At 28.9% G+C, this 17,715-nt stretch carries 30 protein-coding genes and 1 tRNA gene; 29 read left to right on the forward strand and 2 right to left on the reverse strand.

Annotated features, from left to right (window positions below; translation table 11 throughout):
- The first annotated feature begins 18 nt into the window (after positions 1 to 18).
- The 3 genes from AC2JAQ_RS04370 (at position 19) to AC2JAQ_RS04380 (ending at position 2,933) form a co-directional block, all read left to right on the forward strand.
- Positions 19 to 402, forward strand: a complete 384-nt coding sequence (locus tag AC2JAQ_RS04370) for a hypothetical protein (RefSeq protein ID WP_488458088.1) — start codon at positions 19 to 21, stop codon at positions 400 to 402.
- Between the two features lie 143 nt (positions 403 to 545).
- Complete coding sequence (locus tag AC2JAQ_RS04375; RefSeq protein ID WP_488458089.1) at positions 546 to 1,607, forward strand: CdaR family transcriptional regulator; 1,062 nt, start codon at positions 546 to 548, stop codon at positions 1,605 to 1,607.
- Between the two features lie 156 nt (positions 1,608 to 1,763).
- A complete protein-coding gene (locus tag AC2JAQ_RS04380) occupies positions 1,764 to 2,933 on the forward strand; it encodes a GntP family permease (protein WP_488458090.1) in 1,170 nt (389 codons plus the stop codon).
- Positions 2,934 to 2,942: 9 nt separating this feature from the next.
- Here the strand turns inward: AC2JAQ_RS04380 and AC2JAQ_RS04385 are convergent, their stop codons facing one another.
- Together AC2JAQ_RS04385 and AC2JAQ_RS04390 are read right to left on the reverse strand one after the other, a co-directional pair.
- The gene (locus AC2JAQ_RS04385) at positions 2,943 to 4,451 is read right to left on the reverse strand and encodes a recombinase family protein (RefSeq protein WP_488458091.1); all 1,509 of its coding nucleotides are present in this window, start codon (positions 4,449 to 4,451) and stop codon (positions 2,943 to 2,945) included.
- Positions 4,452 to 4,762: 311 nt separating this feature from the next.
- Positions 4,763 to 5,122, reverse strand: coding sequence for a helix-turn-helix domain-containing protein (locus AC2JAQ_RS04390; protein ID WP_488458092.1), 360 nt, complete (start codon positions 5,120 to 5,122; stop codon positions 4,763 to 4,765).
- A 218-nt stretch (positions 5,123 to 5,340) separates the two neighbouring features.
- On the opposite strand from AC2JAQ_RS04390, the gene AC2JAQ_RS04395 reads away from it, so the two are divergent.
- The 26 genes from AC2JAQ_RS04395 to AC2JAQ_RS04520 all read left to right on the forward strand — a co-directional run bounded on the left by AC2JAQ_RS04395 (position 5,341) and on the right by AC2JAQ_RS04520 (position 17,668).
- On the forward strand, positions 5,341 to 5,526 hold the full coding sequence (locus AC2JAQ_RS04395) for a helix-turn-helix domain-containing protein (protein WP_488458093.1): 186 nt from the start codon (positions 5,341 to 5,343) through the stop codon (positions 5,524 to 5,526).
- Positions 5,527 to 5,586: 60 nt separating this feature from the next.
- Entirely contained in the window at positions 5,587 to 6,345 is a 759-nt protein-coding gene (locus AC2JAQ_RS04400; protein WP_488458094.1) for an ORF6C domain-containing protein, read from the forward strand.
- Between the two features lie 138 nt (positions 6,346 to 6,483).
- Positions 6,484 to 6,687 (forward strand): hypothetical protein, encoded by a 204-nt coding sequence (locus AC2JAQ_RS04405; protein WP_488458095.1) that lies wholly within the window; start codon positions 6,484 to 6,486, stop codon positions 6,685 to 6,687.
- Positions 6,681 to 6,860 carry a hypothetical protein gene (locus AC2JAQ_RS04410; RefSeq protein WP_488458096.1) on the forward strand — a complete coding sequence of 60 codons (180 nt, stop codon included), beginning with the start codon at positions 6,681 to 6,683 and terminating at the stop codon, positions 6,858 to 6,860. The genes AC2JAQ_RS04405 and AC2JAQ_RS04410 overlap by 7 nt, the downstream gene beginning before the upstream one ends.
- Positions 6,861 to 6,877: 17 nt before the next feature.
- Positions 6,878 to 7,432, forward strand: coding sequence for a sigma-70 family RNA polymerase sigma factor (locus AC2JAQ_RS04415; protein WP_488458097.1), 555 nt, complete (start codon positions 6,878 to 6,880; stop codon positions 7,430 to 7,432).
- Between the two features lie 51 nt (positions 7,433 to 7,483).
- On the forward strand, positions 7,484 to 8,041 hold the full coding sequence (locus AC2JAQ_RS04420; RefSeq protein WP_488458098.1) for a sigma-70 family RNA polymerase sigma factor: 558 nt from the start codon (positions 7,484 to 7,486) through the stop codon (positions 8,039 to 8,041).
- 110 nt (positions 8,042 to 8,151) lie between these two features.
- The gene (locus tag AC2JAQ_RS04425) at positions 8,152 to 8,334 is read left to right on the forward strand and encodes a hypothetical protein (RefSeq protein WP_488458099.1); all 183 of its coding nucleotides are present in this window, start codon (positions 8,152 to 8,154) and stop codon (positions 8,332 to 8,334) included.
- A gap of 13 nt (positions 8,335 to 8,347) precedes the next feature.
- Positions 8,348 to 8,617, forward strand: a complete 270-nt coding sequence (locus tag AC2JAQ_RS04430; RefSeq protein ID WP_488458100.1) for a hypothetical protein — start codon at positions 8,348 to 8,350, stop codon at positions 8,615 to 8,617.
- Positions 8,618 to 8,631: 14 nt separating this feature from the next.
- Positions 8,632 to 9,129, forward strand: coding sequence for a siphovirus Gp157 family protein (locus AC2JAQ_RS04435; RefSeq protein WP_488458101.1), 498 nt, complete (start codon positions 8,632 to 8,634; stop codon positions 9,127 to 9,129).
- Positions 9,130 to 9,138: 9 nt separating this feature from the next.
- Positions 9,139 to 9,810, forward strand: a complete 672-nt coding sequence (locus AC2JAQ_RS04440; protein ID WP_488458102.1) for a hypothetical protein — start codon at positions 9,139 to 9,141, stop codon at positions 9,808 to 9,810.
- A 12-nt stretch (positions 9,811 to 9,822) separates the two neighbouring features.
- Complete coding sequence (locus AC2JAQ_RS04445) at positions 9,823 to 10,011, forward strand: hypothetical protein (RefSeq protein ID WP_003460790.1); 189 nt, start codon at positions 9,823 to 9,825, stop codon at positions 10,009 to 10,011.
- 13 nt (positions 10,012 to 10,024) lie between these two features.
- Complete coding sequence (locus tag AC2JAQ_RS04450; RefSeq protein WP_488458103.1) at positions 10,025 to 10,855, forward strand: phage replication initiation protein; 831 nt, start codon at positions 10,025 to 10,027, stop codon at positions 10,853 to 10,855.
- Entirely contained in the window at positions 10,776 to 11,558 is a 783-nt protein-coding gene (locus tag AC2JAQ_RS04455) for an ATP-binding protein (RefSeq protein WP_488458104.1), read from the forward strand. Before AC2JAQ_RS04450 ends, AC2JAQ_RS04455 begins: the two co-directional genes overlap by 80 nt.
- 14 nt (positions 11,559 to 11,572) lie before the next feature.
- Positions 11,573 to 11,746: a hypothetical protein gene (locus tag AC2JAQ_RS04460; RefSeq protein ID WP_003449198.1), complete on the forward strand. Its 174-nt coding sequence runs from the start codon at positions 11,573 to 11,575 to the stop codon at positions 11,744 to 11,746.
- Positions 11,740 to 11,922 carry a DUF6877 family protein gene (locus tag AC2JAQ_RS04465; RefSeq protein ID WP_488458105.1) on the forward strand — a complete coding sequence of 61 codons (183 nt, stop codon included), beginning with the start codon at positions 11,740 to 11,742 and terminating at the stop codon, positions 11,920 to 11,922. The genes AC2JAQ_RS04460 and AC2JAQ_RS04465 overlap by 7 nt, the downstream gene beginning before the upstream one ends.
- A 3-nt stretch (positions 11,923 to 11,925) precedes the next feature.
- The gene (locus AC2JAQ_RS04470; protein ID WP_488458106.1) at positions 11,926 to 12,324 is read left to right on the forward strand and encodes a RusA family crossover junction endodeoxyribonuclease; all 399 of its coding nucleotides are present in this window, start codon (positions 11,926 to 11,928) and stop codon (positions 12,322 to 12,324) included.
- A 12-nt stretch (positions 12,325 to 12,336) separates the two neighbouring features.
- On the forward strand, positions 12,337 to 13,215 hold the full coding sequence (locus tag AC2JAQ_RS04475; RefSeq protein ID WP_488458107.1) for a hypothetical protein: 879 nt from the start codon (positions 12,337 to 12,339) through the stop codon (positions 13,213 to 13,215).
- 685 nt (positions 13,216 to 13,900) lie between these two features.
- The gene (locus tag AC2JAQ_RS04480) at positions 13,901 to 14,239 is read left to right on the forward strand and encodes a hypothetical protein (protein WP_488458108.1); all 339 of its coding nucleotides are present in this window, start codon (positions 13,901 to 13,903) and stop codon (positions 14,237 to 14,239) included.
- Positions 14,240 to 14,263: 24 nt separating this feature from the next.
- On the forward strand, positions 14,264 to 14,410 hold the full coding sequence (locus AC2JAQ_RS04485; protein WP_488458109.1) for a hypothetical protein: 147 nt from the start codon (positions 14,264 to 14,266) through the stop codon (positions 14,408 to 14,410).
- Positions 14,411 to 14,433: 23 nt separating this feature from the next.
- Positions 14,434 to 14,970 (forward strand): ASCH/PUA domain-containing protein, encoded by a 537-nt coding sequence (locus tag AC2JAQ_RS04490; protein ID WP_488458110.1) that lies wholly within the window; start codon positions 14,434 to 14,436, stop codon positions 14,968 to 14,970.
- Between the two features lie 13 nt (positions 14,971 to 14,983).
- On the forward strand, positions 14,984 to 15,166 hold the full coding sequence (locus AC2JAQ_RS04495; RefSeq protein ID WP_488458111.1) for a hypothetical protein: 183 nt from the start codon (positions 14,984 to 14,986) through the stop codon (positions 15,164 to 15,166).
- A gap of 11 nt (positions 15,167 to 15,177) precedes the next feature.
- Complete coding sequence (locus tag AC2JAQ_RS04500) at positions 15,178 to 15,657, forward strand: YopX family protein (protein ID WP_488458112.1); 480 nt, start codon at positions 15,178 to 15,180, stop codon at positions 15,655 to 15,657.
- 18 nt (positions 15,658 to 15,675) lie between these two features.
- A complete protein-coding gene (locus tag AC2JAQ_RS04505; protein ID WP_488458113.1) occupies positions 15,676 to 15,996 on the forward strand; it encodes a hypothetical protein in 321 nt (106 codons plus the stop codon).
- A gap of 10 nt (positions 15,997 to 16,006) precedes the next feature.
- The gene (locus AC2JAQ_RS04510; RefSeq protein WP_488458114.1) at positions 16,007 to 16,546 is read left to right on the forward strand and encodes a hypothetical protein; all 540 of its coding nucleotides are present in this window, start codon (positions 16,007 to 16,009) and stop codon (positions 16,544 to 16,546) included.
- 296 nt (positions 16,547 to 16,842) lie between these two features.
- Positions 16,843 to 16,934, forward strand: a tRNA-Ser gene (locus AC2JAQ_RS04515).
- A gap of 155 nt (positions 16,935 to 17,089) precedes the next feature.
- On the forward strand, positions 17,090 to 17,668 hold the full coding sequence (locus AC2JAQ_RS04520) for a hypothetical protein (protein WP_488458115.1): 579 nt from the start codon (positions 17,090 to 17,092) through the stop codon (positions 17,666 to 17,668).
- Positions 17,669 to 17,715: the final 47 nt, after the last annotated feature.

Below are 17,715 nucleotides of genomic sequence, written 5' to 3' on the forward strand. Positions count from 1 at the left end.
GGAGTGTTTTTTTAGAGAATGAAGCAGAAGCGTTCAAAGGCATTATTGGTATCAGGAATACTAGGCTTAATTTATTCTTTACTTTTAATTAGATTTTTTGCAGCTTATTTTTTTGTAGGGGTTATAAGTAATGTTGATGTAGAAAAGGCTATATCATTAATTGCGGTAATTATAGTGATACCACATATGATTTTATTTGCTTTAGCTACAATATTTAATTGGATTTCATATATAAAAAATAAAAGAGGGTTTGCTTTAACAGCAGGAATTCTTTATTTGATTTCAGCAATTATATTTCCAATTGATATGATATTTGTTGTACCAAGCATTATTTTTAGTTTTATAGGATATTTTACTCTTAAGAAAGTAAATATATTTAACAAAGAAAAGAGTTATGTTTAGATCTTAAAGGATGCAAGGTAATTGTGCCTTGTATCCTTTTCTTTATTAAGTTATTGTAAATGTTTAAATTTTTTGCTAGTATCAGTTTATGGAGAGGAGGAGTTAAGTATAATAAAATTTTAAATTTTACTTAGCGTAGTATGATGTTAAATAGGGAACTAGCTCAAAACATAGTTAATAAAATGATGGAAGTTATTCCTTACAATGTGAACATAATGAATCATGAAGGGATAATAATAGGAAGTGGTGATTCAAGTAGAATTGGAATGCTGCATAATGGTGCTTTAGAAGCCTTAAAAGTAAAGAAAGTAATAGAAATATCTAAGGATGGAGATAAAGTTAAGTCTGGAGTAAATTCACCAATATTCTTTAGGGACAAGGCTATAGGGGTTATTGGGATAACTGGTAATCCTAAGAAAGTTAGACAATTTACACAACTTGTAACTGTTACTGCTGAGCTTTTAATAAACCAAGAATATACTCTAAACAAGCACATAGTAAAAGAAAGATTAAAGGAAGAATTTCTTTACGAATGGTTATATTTAAAAGAATCTTATGATTTGGAGTTCATACAAAGAGGTGCTAATGTAGGGGTTAACATTTCCTTAGATAGAATAATTTTAGTTTTAGAGTTTGAGAAAGATAAATTTAAAGAAATTGTGAAAAAGGTAAAGAGATTTATAAAAGATGATGAGTACTATATAAATTTAACTTCAAACAGAATAGTTATGATTTTATTATATAATAATTTATTATATAAGCGCTTAAAGGAATTAAAAGAGATAATGATGGATACAAATTCTAGAATAGGAATAAGTGCAAGACATAAAATTATTTCTAAATCAATGAATGAAGCTGTTGAAGCAGTTGATATAGGAAAAAAATTATATAAAGATGAATTCTTTTATGAGTATTCAAAAGTAAAAGTTTTTAGTTTTTTAGATAATTTTCTTGATGAAGAAGAATGGAAAGTTATCAAAAATAAGATATTAGAAGAAAATATGGGAGAAGAATTATTAGAAACCTTTACAGCTTATATGAAGCATAGTGGAGAGAGAAAAAAGACAGCAGAGGCACTACATATACATAGAAATACATTAAATTATAGACTGGAGAAAATTGAGGAAATAACAGGATTAAGCTTTGATAATTATCTGGATTTATTTCAATTTATGATTACATATATAGCAAATGAATTAAAGTAAAAGTATAGGTTTTCTTTGTGCATATGCATAAAGAAAACCTTTTTAATTAGGAAAATTTAATAATGATTTTAAAAATGAAAACTTATACAATGAAATTCGTTAACAAAATTAAGAATATGTTAAGTTTTAGATTTATTAAAAAAGGAGGAATTTATTGTGGACGTAACAGTTACAGCTTTAGGAGCAGTGATTGCATTAGTTGTTGCAATTACTCTTATTATAAAAAAGGTTCATCCAGCATACGGACTTATATTAGGAGCTTTAATAGGTGGGCTTGTTGGTGGAGCAGGGCTAACAGGAACAGTTAATTTAATGATGGATGGTGCAAAAAACATGATGCCTGCTATCTTAAGAATACTTACAGCAGGGGTACTAGCAGGAGTTTTAATTGAATCCGGTGCCGCAGCTAAGATTGCAGAGACTATAGTTGAGAAAATAGGAGAATCAAGAGCTCTTATAGCTTTAGCCATAGCTACTATGGTATTAACAATGGTTGGAGTTTTTGTAGACGTTTCAGTAATAACAGTATCTCCAATAGCTTTAGCAATCGCTCACAAATCAGGTTTAAGTAAGCCGGCTATATTACTAGCAATGGTTGGAGGAGGGAAGGCCGGGAATATCATGTCTCCAAACCCAAACACAATTGCAGCGGCTGATAATTTAGGAGTTTCATTAACAAATGTTATGATAGCAGGTATTATACCAGCTATATTTGGAGTTATAGTTACATGTATATTAGCAAGTAGAATAAAGAAAAAAGGTTCTTTAGTTAGTTCAGAGGAACATATGAAAGAAGTTACTGATATGCCAGGATTCTTACCAGCTATGGTTGGACCATTAGTGGCAATAGTATTATTAATGTTAAGACCATTAGCAGGAATTGCTATAGATCCATTAATAGCATTACCAGTCGGTGGTATGTGTGGAATAATAGCTATGGGAAAAGTTAAGCATATTAACCAATACGCTACTTATGGACTAGCTAAGATGAGTGGAGTTGCAATCCTTTTAATAGGAACTGGAACTTTAGCAGGAATAATTGCTAACTCAGGATTAAAGGATGTTATTATAAGTGGAATAAATACTTTAGGTTTACCAAGCTTCATGTTAGCACCAGTTTCAGGAATACTTATGTCAGCGGCGACAGCTTCTACTACATCAGGAACAGCAGTGGCTACATCAGTATTTGGACCAACAATCGTTCAACTTGGAGTTGCACCACTTGCTACAGCGGCTATGATACATGCTGGGGCTACAGTTTTAGACCACTTACCACACGGAAGCTTCTTCCATGCAACTGGCGGTAGTGCTATAATGTTTAATTAAACAAAAAAATTATTTAAAATAAACCTCAAATTTATCTGCTTTATAGTCATATGTTATTTTCTCAAATATATTCATGGCTAGATTTCTTTTTTGCTCTACACTCAAATCTTTTTTAAACTTAAGTATGTTTTCATATATAGAATCTTCTGTAACATCAAAATTGCTTAAAGTACTTAATTCCAAATCTATAATTTTTTCTTTTATAGATTGTTTTTCTTTTACAAGGGATTCAATTTTATCTATTAAAAACATAGATGCCTCATTGCTTAGTAATGCTATTTTGTCAGTTAGATTCTCTATGCTACTATCTATTTTCTTAATTTTAGATTCTAAATCATGCAGATCATTTATATTTATTTTTTCTCTACCCTTATATTTTTTCAAGAAATATGATTTATCTTTAAGTGCGTATATCAGCTTTTCTATTTTAAGTTCTAGAGAATCTCTTTTTAATCTCTTAGTATTTTCACAAGTTTTTAATCTACCTTTTAGCATATCTCTACACATGTAATATTCATAGTTTCCTATATACTCTTTAGTTTCTCCATATTTATTTGTATATTTACTTCTAACAGTTTTTACTTGTCCACAATAAGTCTTGCCACAATACTTGCATCTAAGTGTTTTAGTTAGCCAAAAGTTTTCGCTAAATCTATTTGTTTCACCATTAGAATTATCATCCATAGCTTTATTTACCGCAATCCAAATATGCGGTTCAATTAACCCTTCTATATCATTGTTAACTATAGCGTAATCTTTATTATTATTTTTATAAGTGTAATAAGAATTTAGATTATTCTCTTCTTTAAGTATTTCATATCCTTTAGTTTTTAAATAAATAGAAACCTCTTTAGAGCTCTTAACGTAGATAGGTTTTCTAAGGGTATTGGATAAAGTAGTGTTTACAAAAGTATGGTCGTATTTCTCTTTAATGTATTCTATTATGTCAGTATTTCTATATTTCTTATATTTCATATTAAATACATCTAATATTAAGTTTTTATTGCCTATTTCAAGTCCACCACTCTCTTTAATCTTGAATCCTAAAGGAGGAGTTCCACCAGTCCAGTTGCCTTTTTGAGCTAAAGAAAACATACTATCTTTAACTCTTTGTTGTATATTACTTCTTTCCATTTCAGCAAAACTTGCTAGTAATGTAAGCATTACTTTACCCATTTGCGTGTTTGGGTCAAAGCCTTCTGTTATAGATACAAGTTCAACATTGTTTTGTTTAAACATTTCTAGTATATTTAGAAAATCTAAAGTATTCCTTGCTATTCTATCTATTTTATAGCAAACAACTACATCTATTTGTTTTAATTCAGCTAATTTAAGCAGCCTTTGGAAAGCTGGTCTATTAGTATTACCTCCACTAAACCCTTCATCTTCAAATATTTCAAATTTAGAGTTTGGAAATTTCTTAAGCATATACTCCTTACACATATTAATCTGTGTTTCTATAGATATAGAACCTTCTATATAGACAGATTTTCTTGAATAAATAGCAATTCTTTTCATATAAGTTACCTCCAAGTTATTTAAATTTTAAAATATAATTCTCCTTAACTCCAAGCTCCCTGCTAATATTTAATCTTTCAGCTAATCTTTTGAGTAAAATATTCTACAATCTTACTTGTAACAAATGTACATTATGTTAATAAATTAATATATTTGCAAAAAATATTAAAATCTAGTAAAATAAAGCTATAAAAAACAGAACATATGTTCGTATGAAGAAGAGCAAATGGGAGTGGATTATTTGGAAGATTATTTAGAAACACTAGAAAAAATATTAAAAGAGATAGAGGATTAACCTCTAACTCTTTTTTTTATTTTTCTTGTTGAGCTAATAATCTAAATTCAGCAGCAACCATTTCATCAACTAGCTTTTTAGCTTTAGAGTTCATAACTCCATTTTGATCTATATCGCCAGTAGCTCTTAGTTTTTGATAAATCAATTTTAATCCATCAAAATTATTAAATGTAATATTATCTTTGTCATCTAACCAAAAAGATGTTCTTGTATTAGTAGCTTCTGAAATTTTCTCAATCATTTTCAATGTTGGTGTTTTTCTTCCACTTTCCAGTTCAGTAATTGTAGTTCTAGAAAAACCATATTTTTTAGCAAACTCAACTTGAGTTAAAGAATTAGATTTTCTAAATTCTTTAAGCTTTTCTTTAAATTCCATATTATGTTCCTCCTTTCAACTATATAATAACAGATAAATGTCTGAAAAACAAGACATTTACAGTTTTTAATGTCTTTAAATTAAGACATAGAAAAAAGAAGTAAATCGTAGAAATAAAGACATAATTTGGATAAATGACCGAAAACAAAGTAAAATAATGTTTGAAAATGTCTTAAATTTAAGACATAATAAAGGCACGGAAGGGAGGCGACGAACTGATGACAAAGTTAAAACAAAAACGAATTGAGCTTGGATATAAGCAATATAAAATTGCAGAATATTTAGGTATGAGTACTAGACATTATGCAAGAGCCGAAAATGGAGAACGCCAAGCTACAGATAAGGAAATATATACTTTATCTAAATTATTTAAGTGTAAACCAAATGAGATTGAGGAGGAATAAATATGGAAGAGTATTTAAGTACACTTATTAAAATCTTAGATGAAATTGAAGGTGGTGCTGATGATGAATAATTTAATGATTTTTAAAAACAAAGATATAGAAGGTGTAAAACTTTCAAATCAAAATGGACAACTTGTGGTAAGCAGCAGACAGATAGCTTGTGATTTTGAAAGAGAGCATAAAGATGTTGTAAACAGTATTGAGAAATTAATTTTGGGTATAGGAAAAAGTTCCGACACCCTATTTATAGAAAGTGAATACCAACATCAACAAAATAAACAATGGTACAAAGAGTATTTAATGACTAGAGATGGTTTTACATTATTAGCTATGGGATTTACTGGACCTAAAGCTCTTCAATGGAAACTAAAATATATTGAAGCTTTTAATAAAATGGAACAAGCATTAAAGGAACGAAAAAAACCAACAAGTGCAATAGATTTATTCGAAGCACAAGTACAAGCCTTTAAAGAAGTTAAAGGAGAGGTTCAAGAGGTTAAAAATGAACTTAAAGAATTTCAAGAAGATTTACCTTTAATAGGTGCTGAACCAGAGGAACTTCAAAAAGTAGTAAAAAGAGTAGGAACAAATGCTTTAGGTGGGTATGGTAGCCCTGCATATAAGGATAAATCAATTTCAAATAAAGTTTATAAGAATGTATGGAAGTTTGTAAAGGATCAATTTAATGTCAATACTTACAAAGCTATAAAGAGAAAACATTTAAGTAAAGCTAAGGAGATTGCAGAGAGTTATAAAGCTCCATTCTATTTACAAGAAGAAATAGACATGCTTAACAACCAAAGTCAATTAAATCTTTAATATTGATAATGTCAAAAAAGGATATTGGACAAGCATTAGTTAAATAGTATATCCCACTAATGCTAAGGGAATGAATAGTACAAGCTCTATTAAAAACCTTATGGAGCTAAAGGTAAATAAACGAAGGAGGGCAAGGAAATGGCTAAGAAGAAAATAGACAATCGGTCTGAGCCTAAAAAGTCTTGGGTAGATGGAAAACCATTTGTAAGCAACGGTTGGATAGATGGTTCTTACTTTGAAATAAAAAAGCAACCATCTGCAAGAAGTGTTGAATATGTAAATGAGGTTTTTGCAGATATTGCTTATACAAAAACAGTAGAAAAGGAGAATACAGTATGTTAAATCCAGGAGGAAAAATAGCCTTTGGAATAGTAACAACAGCAACAACTTTATTTTTAAGTGTTTATTTTTTAGATAAATCTATAAATGAGAAAGAGCCTAAAAAAAGTTTTAAGTATTTAATGATATTTGTTGGATGCGCTTTAAGTTTTATCTTTTCAGTAAATGTAATTTAAGGAGTGGGAATGAAATAATGATAAAAGCAGAAGAACATTTAAAATTAGCTTATAAGGTAGCAAATGAAGTTTATAAAAAAGGTGATGAAAGACCTTTAGATGAATTAATTTCAATTGCAATGTTAGGACTTGTTAGAGCTTCAAATTTATTTGATGAAAAGAAAGGTTTTAAGTTTTCAACTTATGCAATAAACACAATGAGAGGATATATTAGAACAGAGTATTTTCATGATAAAAATAGATTTATCAGAAAAAGAAATGATAATAAAGAGGTCTATGAGAAAGTAAATATTTCTTCTCTTAATAATACTTTATCTTTAGATTCAAGAAAAAAGATTGAGGTTATAGAAAATTGTGTTTCTAATTTTGAAATTGATAATGAGATAGAAAAGCTAGATTTAAAGATTGCTATAAACAAGCTTAAAGATAAAGAAAAACAAATAATTCAGTTACTTTTCTTCGAAGGGAAAACGCAAAATGAAGTAGCTAAATTGTTAGGAACTAATCAAGTCCAAATTTCTAGAATCAAGAAAAGAGCAATAAGCTCTTTAAGAGAAAGTCTTATAGCTTAGATACACATATATAGAATTTTTAAAAGCTAAATGTAGCAATAGGGGGTTAACATGATAAACATAGAGGATTATATAGGATTAGCTTATAAAGTAGCATCAAATTTCTATAGTAAATATTGGGATACAAGTGTTGATGAGATTAATTCAGCTGCTTTCTTAGGATTAGTTAAAGCAGGAAAAAGGTTTAATGAAGAAAGAGGCGTAAGCTTTGGAATTTTTGCAAAAGTTACTATTGAACATGAGATTAAAGAAAGTATTTTTAGAGATAAAAGTAAGTTTATAAGAAAAATAGTAGATGGGAAAGAGAATTATGAAAAAGTATATATAGATTCTTTGAATGCAGAAATAAAATCATCAAAAGTAGAAAAAAGAATTGAACTTTTAGATTATCTTATTGGAGATTTCGATATGAACAAAGAGTTAGAGAGCATAGATCTTAAAATAGCTATAAGTAAGCTAGATGAATCTTCAAAAGAAATTATAAAGCTACTTTATTTCGAAGGAAAGACACAAAAAGAAGTAGCTAAAATTTTAGGCGTTCATCAGCAAACTATATCAAGATGTAAGAATAGAGCGATAAACTCTCTAAGAGAAATTCTTGTAGCTTAAGGAGTGATATAGATGAAAAAAGTAAATAGAGGATGCTTAGTAGCACTAATTGGAAGTGTAGTTATTTGGACAGTTTTCTTTTATGCATCTTATAAGGTTTGGTGTTGGTTATGGACTTAGTAAGAGTAGCTAACAGGATAACTGATGTGGTGCAAGAAAGACTAAGCAAACTAACAGTAGACAAACCTCTAAACGTTTTAATAGAGGAAGAAATAAATAGAGAGTGCATTGGCACCGACCAAAGTAACCAATGTACTCAAGAAATTATTCAAGAAGATTATAACACATTTTAAGGAGGATTCAAAAATGAATATAAGTGGTTGGGCATTTGCTGAAAATGCTGAGGATTTAAGAGATGAAAGATATAACAGATTCAAGGAATTAAATAGAAAAGAAGATATAAAAATTGAATCTATAAGTACAACTTATGCTAGAAAAACATACAAAGGAACTTTACTTAATAAAAATTTAAGTGAATTAGATATATTGCTTTTATGTGATGATGGTAATACTTGTTTTGGTGGCTATGTAACTAAGAACGGAAATAATTTTGTAGCAGCAGTTTACACAGATTAAAGGGGGAGTTAAGTATGAAATTATATGAATTAACACAGAACTATAGAAATTTAGAAAGTTTATTAGACAACTTGGGAGAAAAAGAAGGATTAACAGTTGAAATGATCCATGGAGCATTAGGACAAGTTGAGGATGATATAAACACTAAGATAGAGAATACTTGTAAGGTTATAAAAGAAATAGAAGCAGATTCTATAGGAATAGATGAAGAGATAAAAAGATTATCAGCTTTAAAGAAGCAAAAAGAAAATGCAGTAAAAAAACTAAAAGAGTATGTTGAGTTTGAAATGAATGGAATAGGGTTAAATAAGGTTGAAGGAAAGCTATTCAAAATTTCATTTAGAAAATCTAAGGTAGTTAAAGTACTAGATGAAACTAAGATACCTAAAGAGTTTATAAAGGTTAAAACAACTGAAAGTATATCTAAGACTGATTTAGGTAAAGCACTTAAGAGCGGAGAAGTAATTGAAGGTGCAGAGTTAGTTGAAAATAAAACATTACAAATAAAGTAGGAGGTAACCATGGAGTTAAAATTTAGAACTTTAAAAGAAAGTGAAATAGATGTAAGAGTAGCAACAGTAACAGAAAAGGGCGTATCATTATTACTTTATAAAGATGCTAGATGTGACATGAATATTCTTGATGAAGCAGTAGGACCTATGAACTGGCAAAGAAGTCATACTAGAGATAATGCAAATTGTATTGTAAGCATATGGGACGAGGATAAAAAACAATGGATAAGTAAAGAGGATACAGGAACAGAGAGCTTTACAGAAAAAGAAAAAGGACAAGCAAGTGATAGTTTTAAAAGAGCCTGCTTTAACTGGGGAATAGGAAGGGAACTATATACATCACCTTTTATATGGATTGCTGCTAAGGATTGCAATATAAAACCTAAAGGTAACGGTAAATTTACTTGTATGGATAGGTTTAAAGTTAAAGAAATAGCATATGAGGATAAAGTTATAAAGAAATTAGTTATTTGGAATAACAATTTAAATAGACAAGCTTATCCATCATTAAATACTGCAAGTAACAAAGATATAAATAATAGTACTAATACTCAAAGTGATAATAAGGATAAGAGCTATAAGTGTACTGGTTGTGGGAAAGAGGTGCCTTATAATGTTGCAGGATTCTCATATAAAAAGTTAGGAAAAGTATTATGTATGGATTGTCAAAAGAAAGCCTAGGGGGTAGTTAGGATGGAGATAAAACTAGAGGAAGTTAAGAAGTATGGAAAAGAGGAAAACTTCTTTATAGATATAAGAGATACTGAAAGAGTTGTATTAAGCATAAAAGATAGGGATGACATTATAGTACCAATGGATGAAGCTTCTTTTAATGAGCTAAGAGAAAAGATAAATGAAGCTTATGAGTTAAGACAGATGTAAGGAGCTGAGGGGTTTGGCAGAAAGAAGAATGTTTTCAAAAACAATAATAGATAGTGACATATTTTTAGATATGCCACTATCCACCCAAGCTCTATACTTTCACTTAAGTATGAGAGCTGATGATGATGGATTTGTAAATAATCCTAAGAAGATACAGAGAATGATAGGCTGTGGAGATGATGATTTAAAGCTACTTATAGCTAAGCAATTCATAATACCATTTGAGAGCGGGATATGCGTTATAAAGCATTGGAGAATACACAATTATATTCAGAAAGATAGATATAAACCTACTTTGTATCAAGGAGAGTTAGACCAATTAGAAGTAGATAAAAGTAAGAATTATCAAATTAAACCTTTATGTATTGGTGATGGATACAGTATGGATACAAATTGTATACAAGATGGATACAGTTCGGATACACAGGTTAGGTTAGGTAAGGATAGTATAGATAATAATATATCTAAAGATATATTATGTAGTACTACAGTACAACGATTAATAGAAAAGTGGAACTCTTTAGGATTGTCTACTACCTTAAAAACAATAACTCCAGGTACTAATAGATATAAAATGTTAAAAGCTAGAATTAAACAATATTCAGAAGAGGTAGTTTTTAATGCTATCAATGAAATACCTAAAAGTGATTTTCTAATGGGTAAGGTTAAAGACTTTGAAATAACATTTGATTGGTTTATTAAGCCTAACAACTTTCCTAAAGTATTAGAGGGTAACTATAGTAAAACTAATGGAGGAGTTAACGATGGAAGCTTTAGACAGGATAATAGCAAAGGCAAGACAACAGAGCAAAAATATGACTACAACAAGATCAATGGAATATAAATGTCCTTTATGTAAGGATACAGGCTTTATTTTGGAGTATAGGGAGCATTTACAACCACTTGCTAAGGAATGTTCTTGTAAGGTTAATAGAGATATAGAAAGAGCATGGAGTGAGTTTGGGGTTAAGCCTAGTAAAGCTAAAAAAATATCAGAATATAAACCTTACGACAAGTTAACTGAAAATGCTAAGCAAAAGGTTATAAACTATATTCTTAACTTTGATGATAAGAAAGAAAATAATTGGTTTCTTTTAATGGGACAACCTGGAGCAGGTAAAAGTCATTTGGCTATAGGAATTGGAGTAGCTTTATTTAAAGAAAAGCATAAGAAGGTTATATATATGCCTTATACAGAGGCAATTATGGGCTTAAAAGGTAATGCTAAAGACTTTGAAAAGTATATGTCATTACTAGAAAAATATAAGAATGCTGAGGTCCTGGTAATAGATGATCTATTCAAAGATAAAGTTAGGAACGGAAATATAATAGCTGATATGACAGAGGTAGATATGAAACATATATATCCTTTATTAAATTATAGATATTACAATGATTTAACTACGATTATTTCTACAGAGTGTACTCCAGAAATTTTAGAACAACTAGATGGAGCATTAGCAGGTAGGATTATGGAGAGAGTTGATAAAAATATAGTTATATTCCATGGAGAAGAGTTCAATTATAGAATGAAAAATTTTAGATAAAGAAGGCGATTTAAGTGAAAGTTAATTTGCTTGATATGTATACACCACATGAACTTGGAATTATGACTTATAAAGACATAGCAGCTAAGAGAGAAAAGAAAGATAAAGAAGTATACGCTTATCTTAAGTGTAGAGATATTGGACTTAGAAAAAGATGGAGTGTAAAAGTTGGAGGATATAGGTGGTAAAGATAAATTCAATAAAAGAATTAACAAAACACTCAGATAAATTACCAGAAGAGGTTATTTTAGATATTCAACACAGAATAGGTGATTGGATAGTGAGTGGTGGATCATATGAAGATGATTATATAAAGCAGCAGTTTAGATATGCTGAAAGAGTAATAAATTCAAAGGATAGGTAGTTTATGAAGGTAGTAGTTACAGGAAAGATAAGAGGAAAGGCTAGACCTAGAGTGTGTAGAGGTCATGCCTTTACTCCTAAAGATACGGTTGAGTATGAGAAATTGGTAAGAGATTGTTACAAGGAGCAAGATGGAAGATACCTAGAAGGCTCTGTAAGGGCTTTAATTATTGCTTACTATAAAATACATAAGTCATATAGTAAAAAGCGTGTACAAGCTATAAGAGATGGATTAGAGAAGCCAAGAAAGAAACCAGATGCGGATAACATAGGAAAGATTATATTAGATAGCCTAAATGGTATTGCTTATAAAGATGATGCTTATATAGCAGATTTTAGAGTTAAAAAAGAATATACGGAAGATCTCGAGAGAGTTGAATTTGAATTGAGTGAGATTAGATAGGAGAATTTTAAAATGAAAGAATATAGTTACAGTATAAATAAAAGTTTGTTTAGTTTTTCATTTGTTAATGATACAGAAGAAAGTCATGGATGGAATGATAGAAATAAGTGGTCACATTATCCTATTTTACATAGAGTTTTAAACTTTATGAAGGATAGGGGATTTGAAGTAGGAAGAGATCCAGAAGTTTTAGAATATTATAAATCTTTAAATAAAGATAGATGGTATGGAAGAAAAGGAGATTTAGAATTTAAAGCCAAAAGATATCCCAAAGGATTTGCAATTAAGTTTTTCCAAAATATTAACTTTAAAAATAGGAGTGGTGGAGAATATGATTTTGATAAGTTTGAAAAAGCACCATATCTAATAAAGCTAATGTGGATTAATGAAACTAAAAAGATAGCTGAATTTATAGAATCTATAGTTCCTGGAGTTAAAAATAATACAAAAGAAGACAATAAGTCAGCTATAGATTTTATTAAGAATGATTACGTTGAAAGTTGTCATAAACCACAAAAAGACATGAAGTTTAATCTTAGTGAGTTAGATGGTACAACTTGTGAGTATAACACTAATAATAAAGATAGAGATGGAAAAGTAATTTATAACGGTGATATTAAATATTTTAGGAATAGTTATACAGGTAGACTACAAAGGGGAAAGGTTTATCACAATATAAATAATATGTGGTGGGTTATTTTAAATGATACAGAAGTAACTAATGTAGCTGATTTTATGTTCTTTGATTTAGGTATAGAAGATATAAAACTTAGAAGATTAAAGGATGATATAAAACCTAAGAAGTATCTGGATAAGCTTAAATCTTTAGAAAAGCTTACAACTAAGGATTTAGAAAGAGAGCTTAAGAGAAGAAAAAATCATAAAAAGTAAAATATTTATTTAGTAATGGCTTTATTACTAAGGTGTAAGACTGTTATAAATAATAGAGGTAGAATTTGGTTGCTAAAATTTTCAGAAAAATGTTCAAAAAAAGTCTATTAAATAACAAAGAGAGCTGCTTAAACACAGCTCTCTATCTTAAAAGGTGAATATGATGAATTTGTTTTTAAAATTATCTCTTTTTCTCAAGGAATAAGTTGTCATTCTTATTCCTAGATAATTTTGTTATTTATTACTTATAGCTACTATATAGCATAGAAGTACTTTTGTCACTGATAAAAAATAAGTTTTCTTTTCTTCAGGTGACAACGACTTAACCATTAATATCTTATATGTAAGATACAGATATAGTAAAACTATAAATGTTAATAAATATAACATCATCATATTCTCCTTCCATATTTAATTTTCATATAAATTAATATATATATTTATGTTATATAAAATTTTTAATAAAGTATACAGGAATTTAGAGGAAAAACAATATGATAAATAATCAAATAAGTTTCTTTGATAAACCTAAAATAAAGTTACTGGAGGATTGGACAAGGCTCCATCCTCTATTAACTAAAAATAGCGTTCATGAGGTTTTTATGGAGAAAGAGGATAGTTATATTGTCTTAATAGATAAAACGTTCTACGGCGTTTATAAGGAAGATACGGAGAGGTGTTAAAGATGGAGAGGAAAGAGTTATTTAATCCAATAGAGGTTAAATTTTATGATTTTAGTGAGTTTGAATATTATGCACTGGTTGTAGCTGAAAATCAAGAAAATGCAATTAAAGGATATACAGAAATTGTTGCTGATATAGAAGATGAAGAGATGGAGTTAGAGCCTAGAATAATTACTAGAAAAGAAGCTTTAGAAAAATATAAAAAAGGTGAAATTGAAGGTTGTGAAACTGTACAAGAAAAAGCACAGGACTTTTATAAGGCGTTAAGTGAATTTAGAAATCCATTAACAAATGGAGGAGATGAATATATGGTATTACTGATGGATAGCTCATTACTATAGGAAATATTAAGAGAGGTGCTAATAATGTCGGTTCAATGTAAAAATTGTAGAAACTGTTATGTTTTCGATAAAGATAAAAATCAATATAGTTGTGGTAAAGAAATACCAACAAGAGCATTAGTGAATGTAAACAAGCAAAGAGAGTGTATGTATTTCATAAAAAAGTTATAGAAAAATACAGAGAGGTGTTAAAGTTGAATATACATGAATTAAAAATACTACCTATATATTTTGAGGAAGTAGTTAAAGGAAATAAAACTTTTGAAATTAGAAAAGATGATAGAGACTTTAAGGTAGGAGATATTTTATTGTTAAAAGAATATGATCCAGATAAAAAGTATTTGGATATTGAGGATAAAGAAACACATTATAGTGGTAAAAAAATACTTAGAAAGATTTCTTATGTTTTAAAATATATACCTAGTTTGGGACTAAAAGAAGGATATGTTTTATTAGCTATAAAAGAATTAGATTCAGATATAGAGCTTAAATGGAAATCTAACATGGTTGAATGGGGAGAGATATACAACGAAGAGTTAGGTAAAGATGTGATGACATATTATCCAAGTGGAAGAACTCCTTATGATACTATAACAAATCCTTTTATTAATGAAGATGGAGAAGTATATTTTTATAAGTTTGACCAAGACGAAGGATATTGGGAGGATGGAGCAATAAATTTTTGTGATGCTGAAGAATGGATAAATCTTGATGAAGTTTTATGGTATTAAGAAGGTGAAGTAATTGGAAGTATTAGAAGGACAAGTTAGTGTATTTGATATGCTTAAAAAGAAAGTTCTTAAAAGGACCAATGAGTATGAGGTTATTAAATACGGTGAAGTATATACAATACATTTCTTTGATAAGAAAGATAGAGAGAAATGTAGAGTAACTAAGAATTTTGAATATGTTAAAAGATATTTATAGGAGGAATAAGTATGAGTAGAGAACTTAAGTTTAGAGCATGGGATAAAGAACATAATAAAATGTGGTTTATGGGAGAAGAAGGAGAGGAAATTAAAGATTGGACATTTCAATCATATTTTAATAAACAAGGTTGTTTTGAAGCAGTTATATATAGATGTTTTGATAATGGAGTAGGTTTAGAGGATGAAGATATAAAATTGCCAATAATGCAATATACAGGATTAAAAGATAAGAATGGTAAAGAGATATATGAAAAAGATATAGTAAAAGTAACTATCAATAATAAAACTTTTAATGCTTGGATAGTATTTGAAATGGGAAGTTTTATGATTGCTAATGATGATATTACCTATTATATAGATGATAATTGGAATGATAATGTTAAATGTTTAAGTGAATTAGCATGGGAACAAGAAGAATTTGAAGATAGAATTTATTGTCTTGAGGTAATAGGAGATACTTATCAAAATATAGATTTAATTGAAGTTTAAATAGGTAGGTGAAGAGTAATGAGAGAACTAAAACTTGTTAAAGGAGAGGTTACTTATAGAGTAGATGTAGCTACTTTGGTTAGTCCTAACTTAAATGAAGAAGGTATAAAAGAGATATTAAGTGATATAGCTTTTGAGAGAGTTATTGAGTGTAACATGATGGAAGATGTTGAGATATGTGAAGATGATATTAAAGTCACATTACTTGATAGAGAATGCGAGGAGTATCAAGATAAGTATTTATTTGAATTTGAAATAAAAGAGCTATTAAAAAAGTCATATGAGAGAAAAGATGAAGTTATAGAAATACTACCAGGACAGATTGGGTTTAAGATTTAAGGAGGAGCACATGGATAAGACATTATTTAAAAAGACAGAATGGCAACTTTATAATTACTTTGAGAAGGATTTAAAGATTAAAGCTGCTGAAAGTAAAAGAGATTTATTAAAAAAGAATATAGAGGAATTAGAAAAAAAAATTAAGAATACAGATGTAAGCTTAAGTTCAGATGTTAAGAGTGTAGGATTTGGTGAGAGAGTTCAAACTTCAACTGATGGAGTTAGTGCTGCTGAAAAGAATATGATTAATCTAATTGAAAGATTAGAAAGAGAGATAGAGAAAAAGGAAGCACAGATCGTTGATTTAGAATTATTCATAATGGAAAGTAAGGAGAAAAATGAGACATTAGATGATTATATTAAATGGCTTGGTGAACAACACAGAAAGTTTTTAGAGTATAAGTATAGAGATAAGCTTAAGAATTGGGAAATAGCTAATAACTTGAACATAAGTGAAGTAACTTGTACTAGGATGAAAAATGAATTAGTTGAGGATGTGACTAGATGGGAAGAAAGTTTCTTGTCTAAAAAATCTCATGAAATTTTTTGATTGTTTTTTTGAAATAAATTGATAAGTCATAGCTCATAGTATATGAGATAATATGTATGTGGACAGGTTGAAGTTTTCATTGTGCATGATGCACACCTCCTTTCAAGTTATATGTGATGTTGGGTAAAACAGAAAGCAAGGTGTAAAAGCCTTGCATCGTGGAAGGAAGAGTATTTTAAAGGTGCAACTCCTTTACCTTCCTCTTTTATAAATTTTTAATCACAATTGCTAATTTAAAAGTTCTTATTTAAAAATCTTATTTCCCTTACATTGCAGGATTAAGTTCCTGCTTTTATGGAAAGTTACTCAAGTTGGTTAAGAGAGCAGATTGCTAATCTGTTAGTAGGCTTTATGTCTAGCAAGAGTTCAAATCTCTTACTTTCCGCCATTTAAAAAATTAAATATTCCCTTGGAGGCGTTTTATTATAGCAGGGATTAAATAATAAAACGGATGTGTCTTAAAGAATCTAGTTTAGGCTAGGTTCTTTTTTATTGCAAGCCAATAAATTCTTTTGTAGAATATATCTATGAAGGAGTGATAATATGGGGAATTTACAATTTGCAGTATTAGCTGGGGCTTTATTAATTATTATGTTTTTTTTAAGTGAACTATATAAAAAAAGTATTACTTCTCAAAAAGAAAAAAAAGAACTTTTAAGTATAGTAGCTTCATTAAAATTAAGAGTATTTGATCATGAAAAATATATATTAAATAGAGATGGAGTTTATATAACAGAAGATGTAGGTGAATATTATTTTAAACAAACTTGGGGAACACTTGATGAACAAACAAGAGAAATAATTAATGATGAATATAAAAAGGTTTGTCCGACTAGTATACCATTATGGAAATATTTTTTATATGCTTATAAACCAAAGGTAGAAGTAGTAAGAAAAATAGAATTAAAAAAGATTGATTCTCTTGAAGAATTAATTAATCTTTCTACTGCAAATATAGAGATGTTAGAAAAAAATATTAGTAATTTAGAAACAATAACTAAAAATTATTATGATTTTAAAGATAAAACTATGGGAAAGATAGAAGAAGCAACAGATAAAATTGATAAGATTTCACAAAAAATAGAAAAGAAAACTAATGATAATATAAAGGACTCTAAATAGAGTTCTTTTTTTATTTTACAAAACAAATGAATAGGTGAGGTGGTGAT

The organism is Clostridium sp. LIBA-8553, from assembly GCF_057782465.1.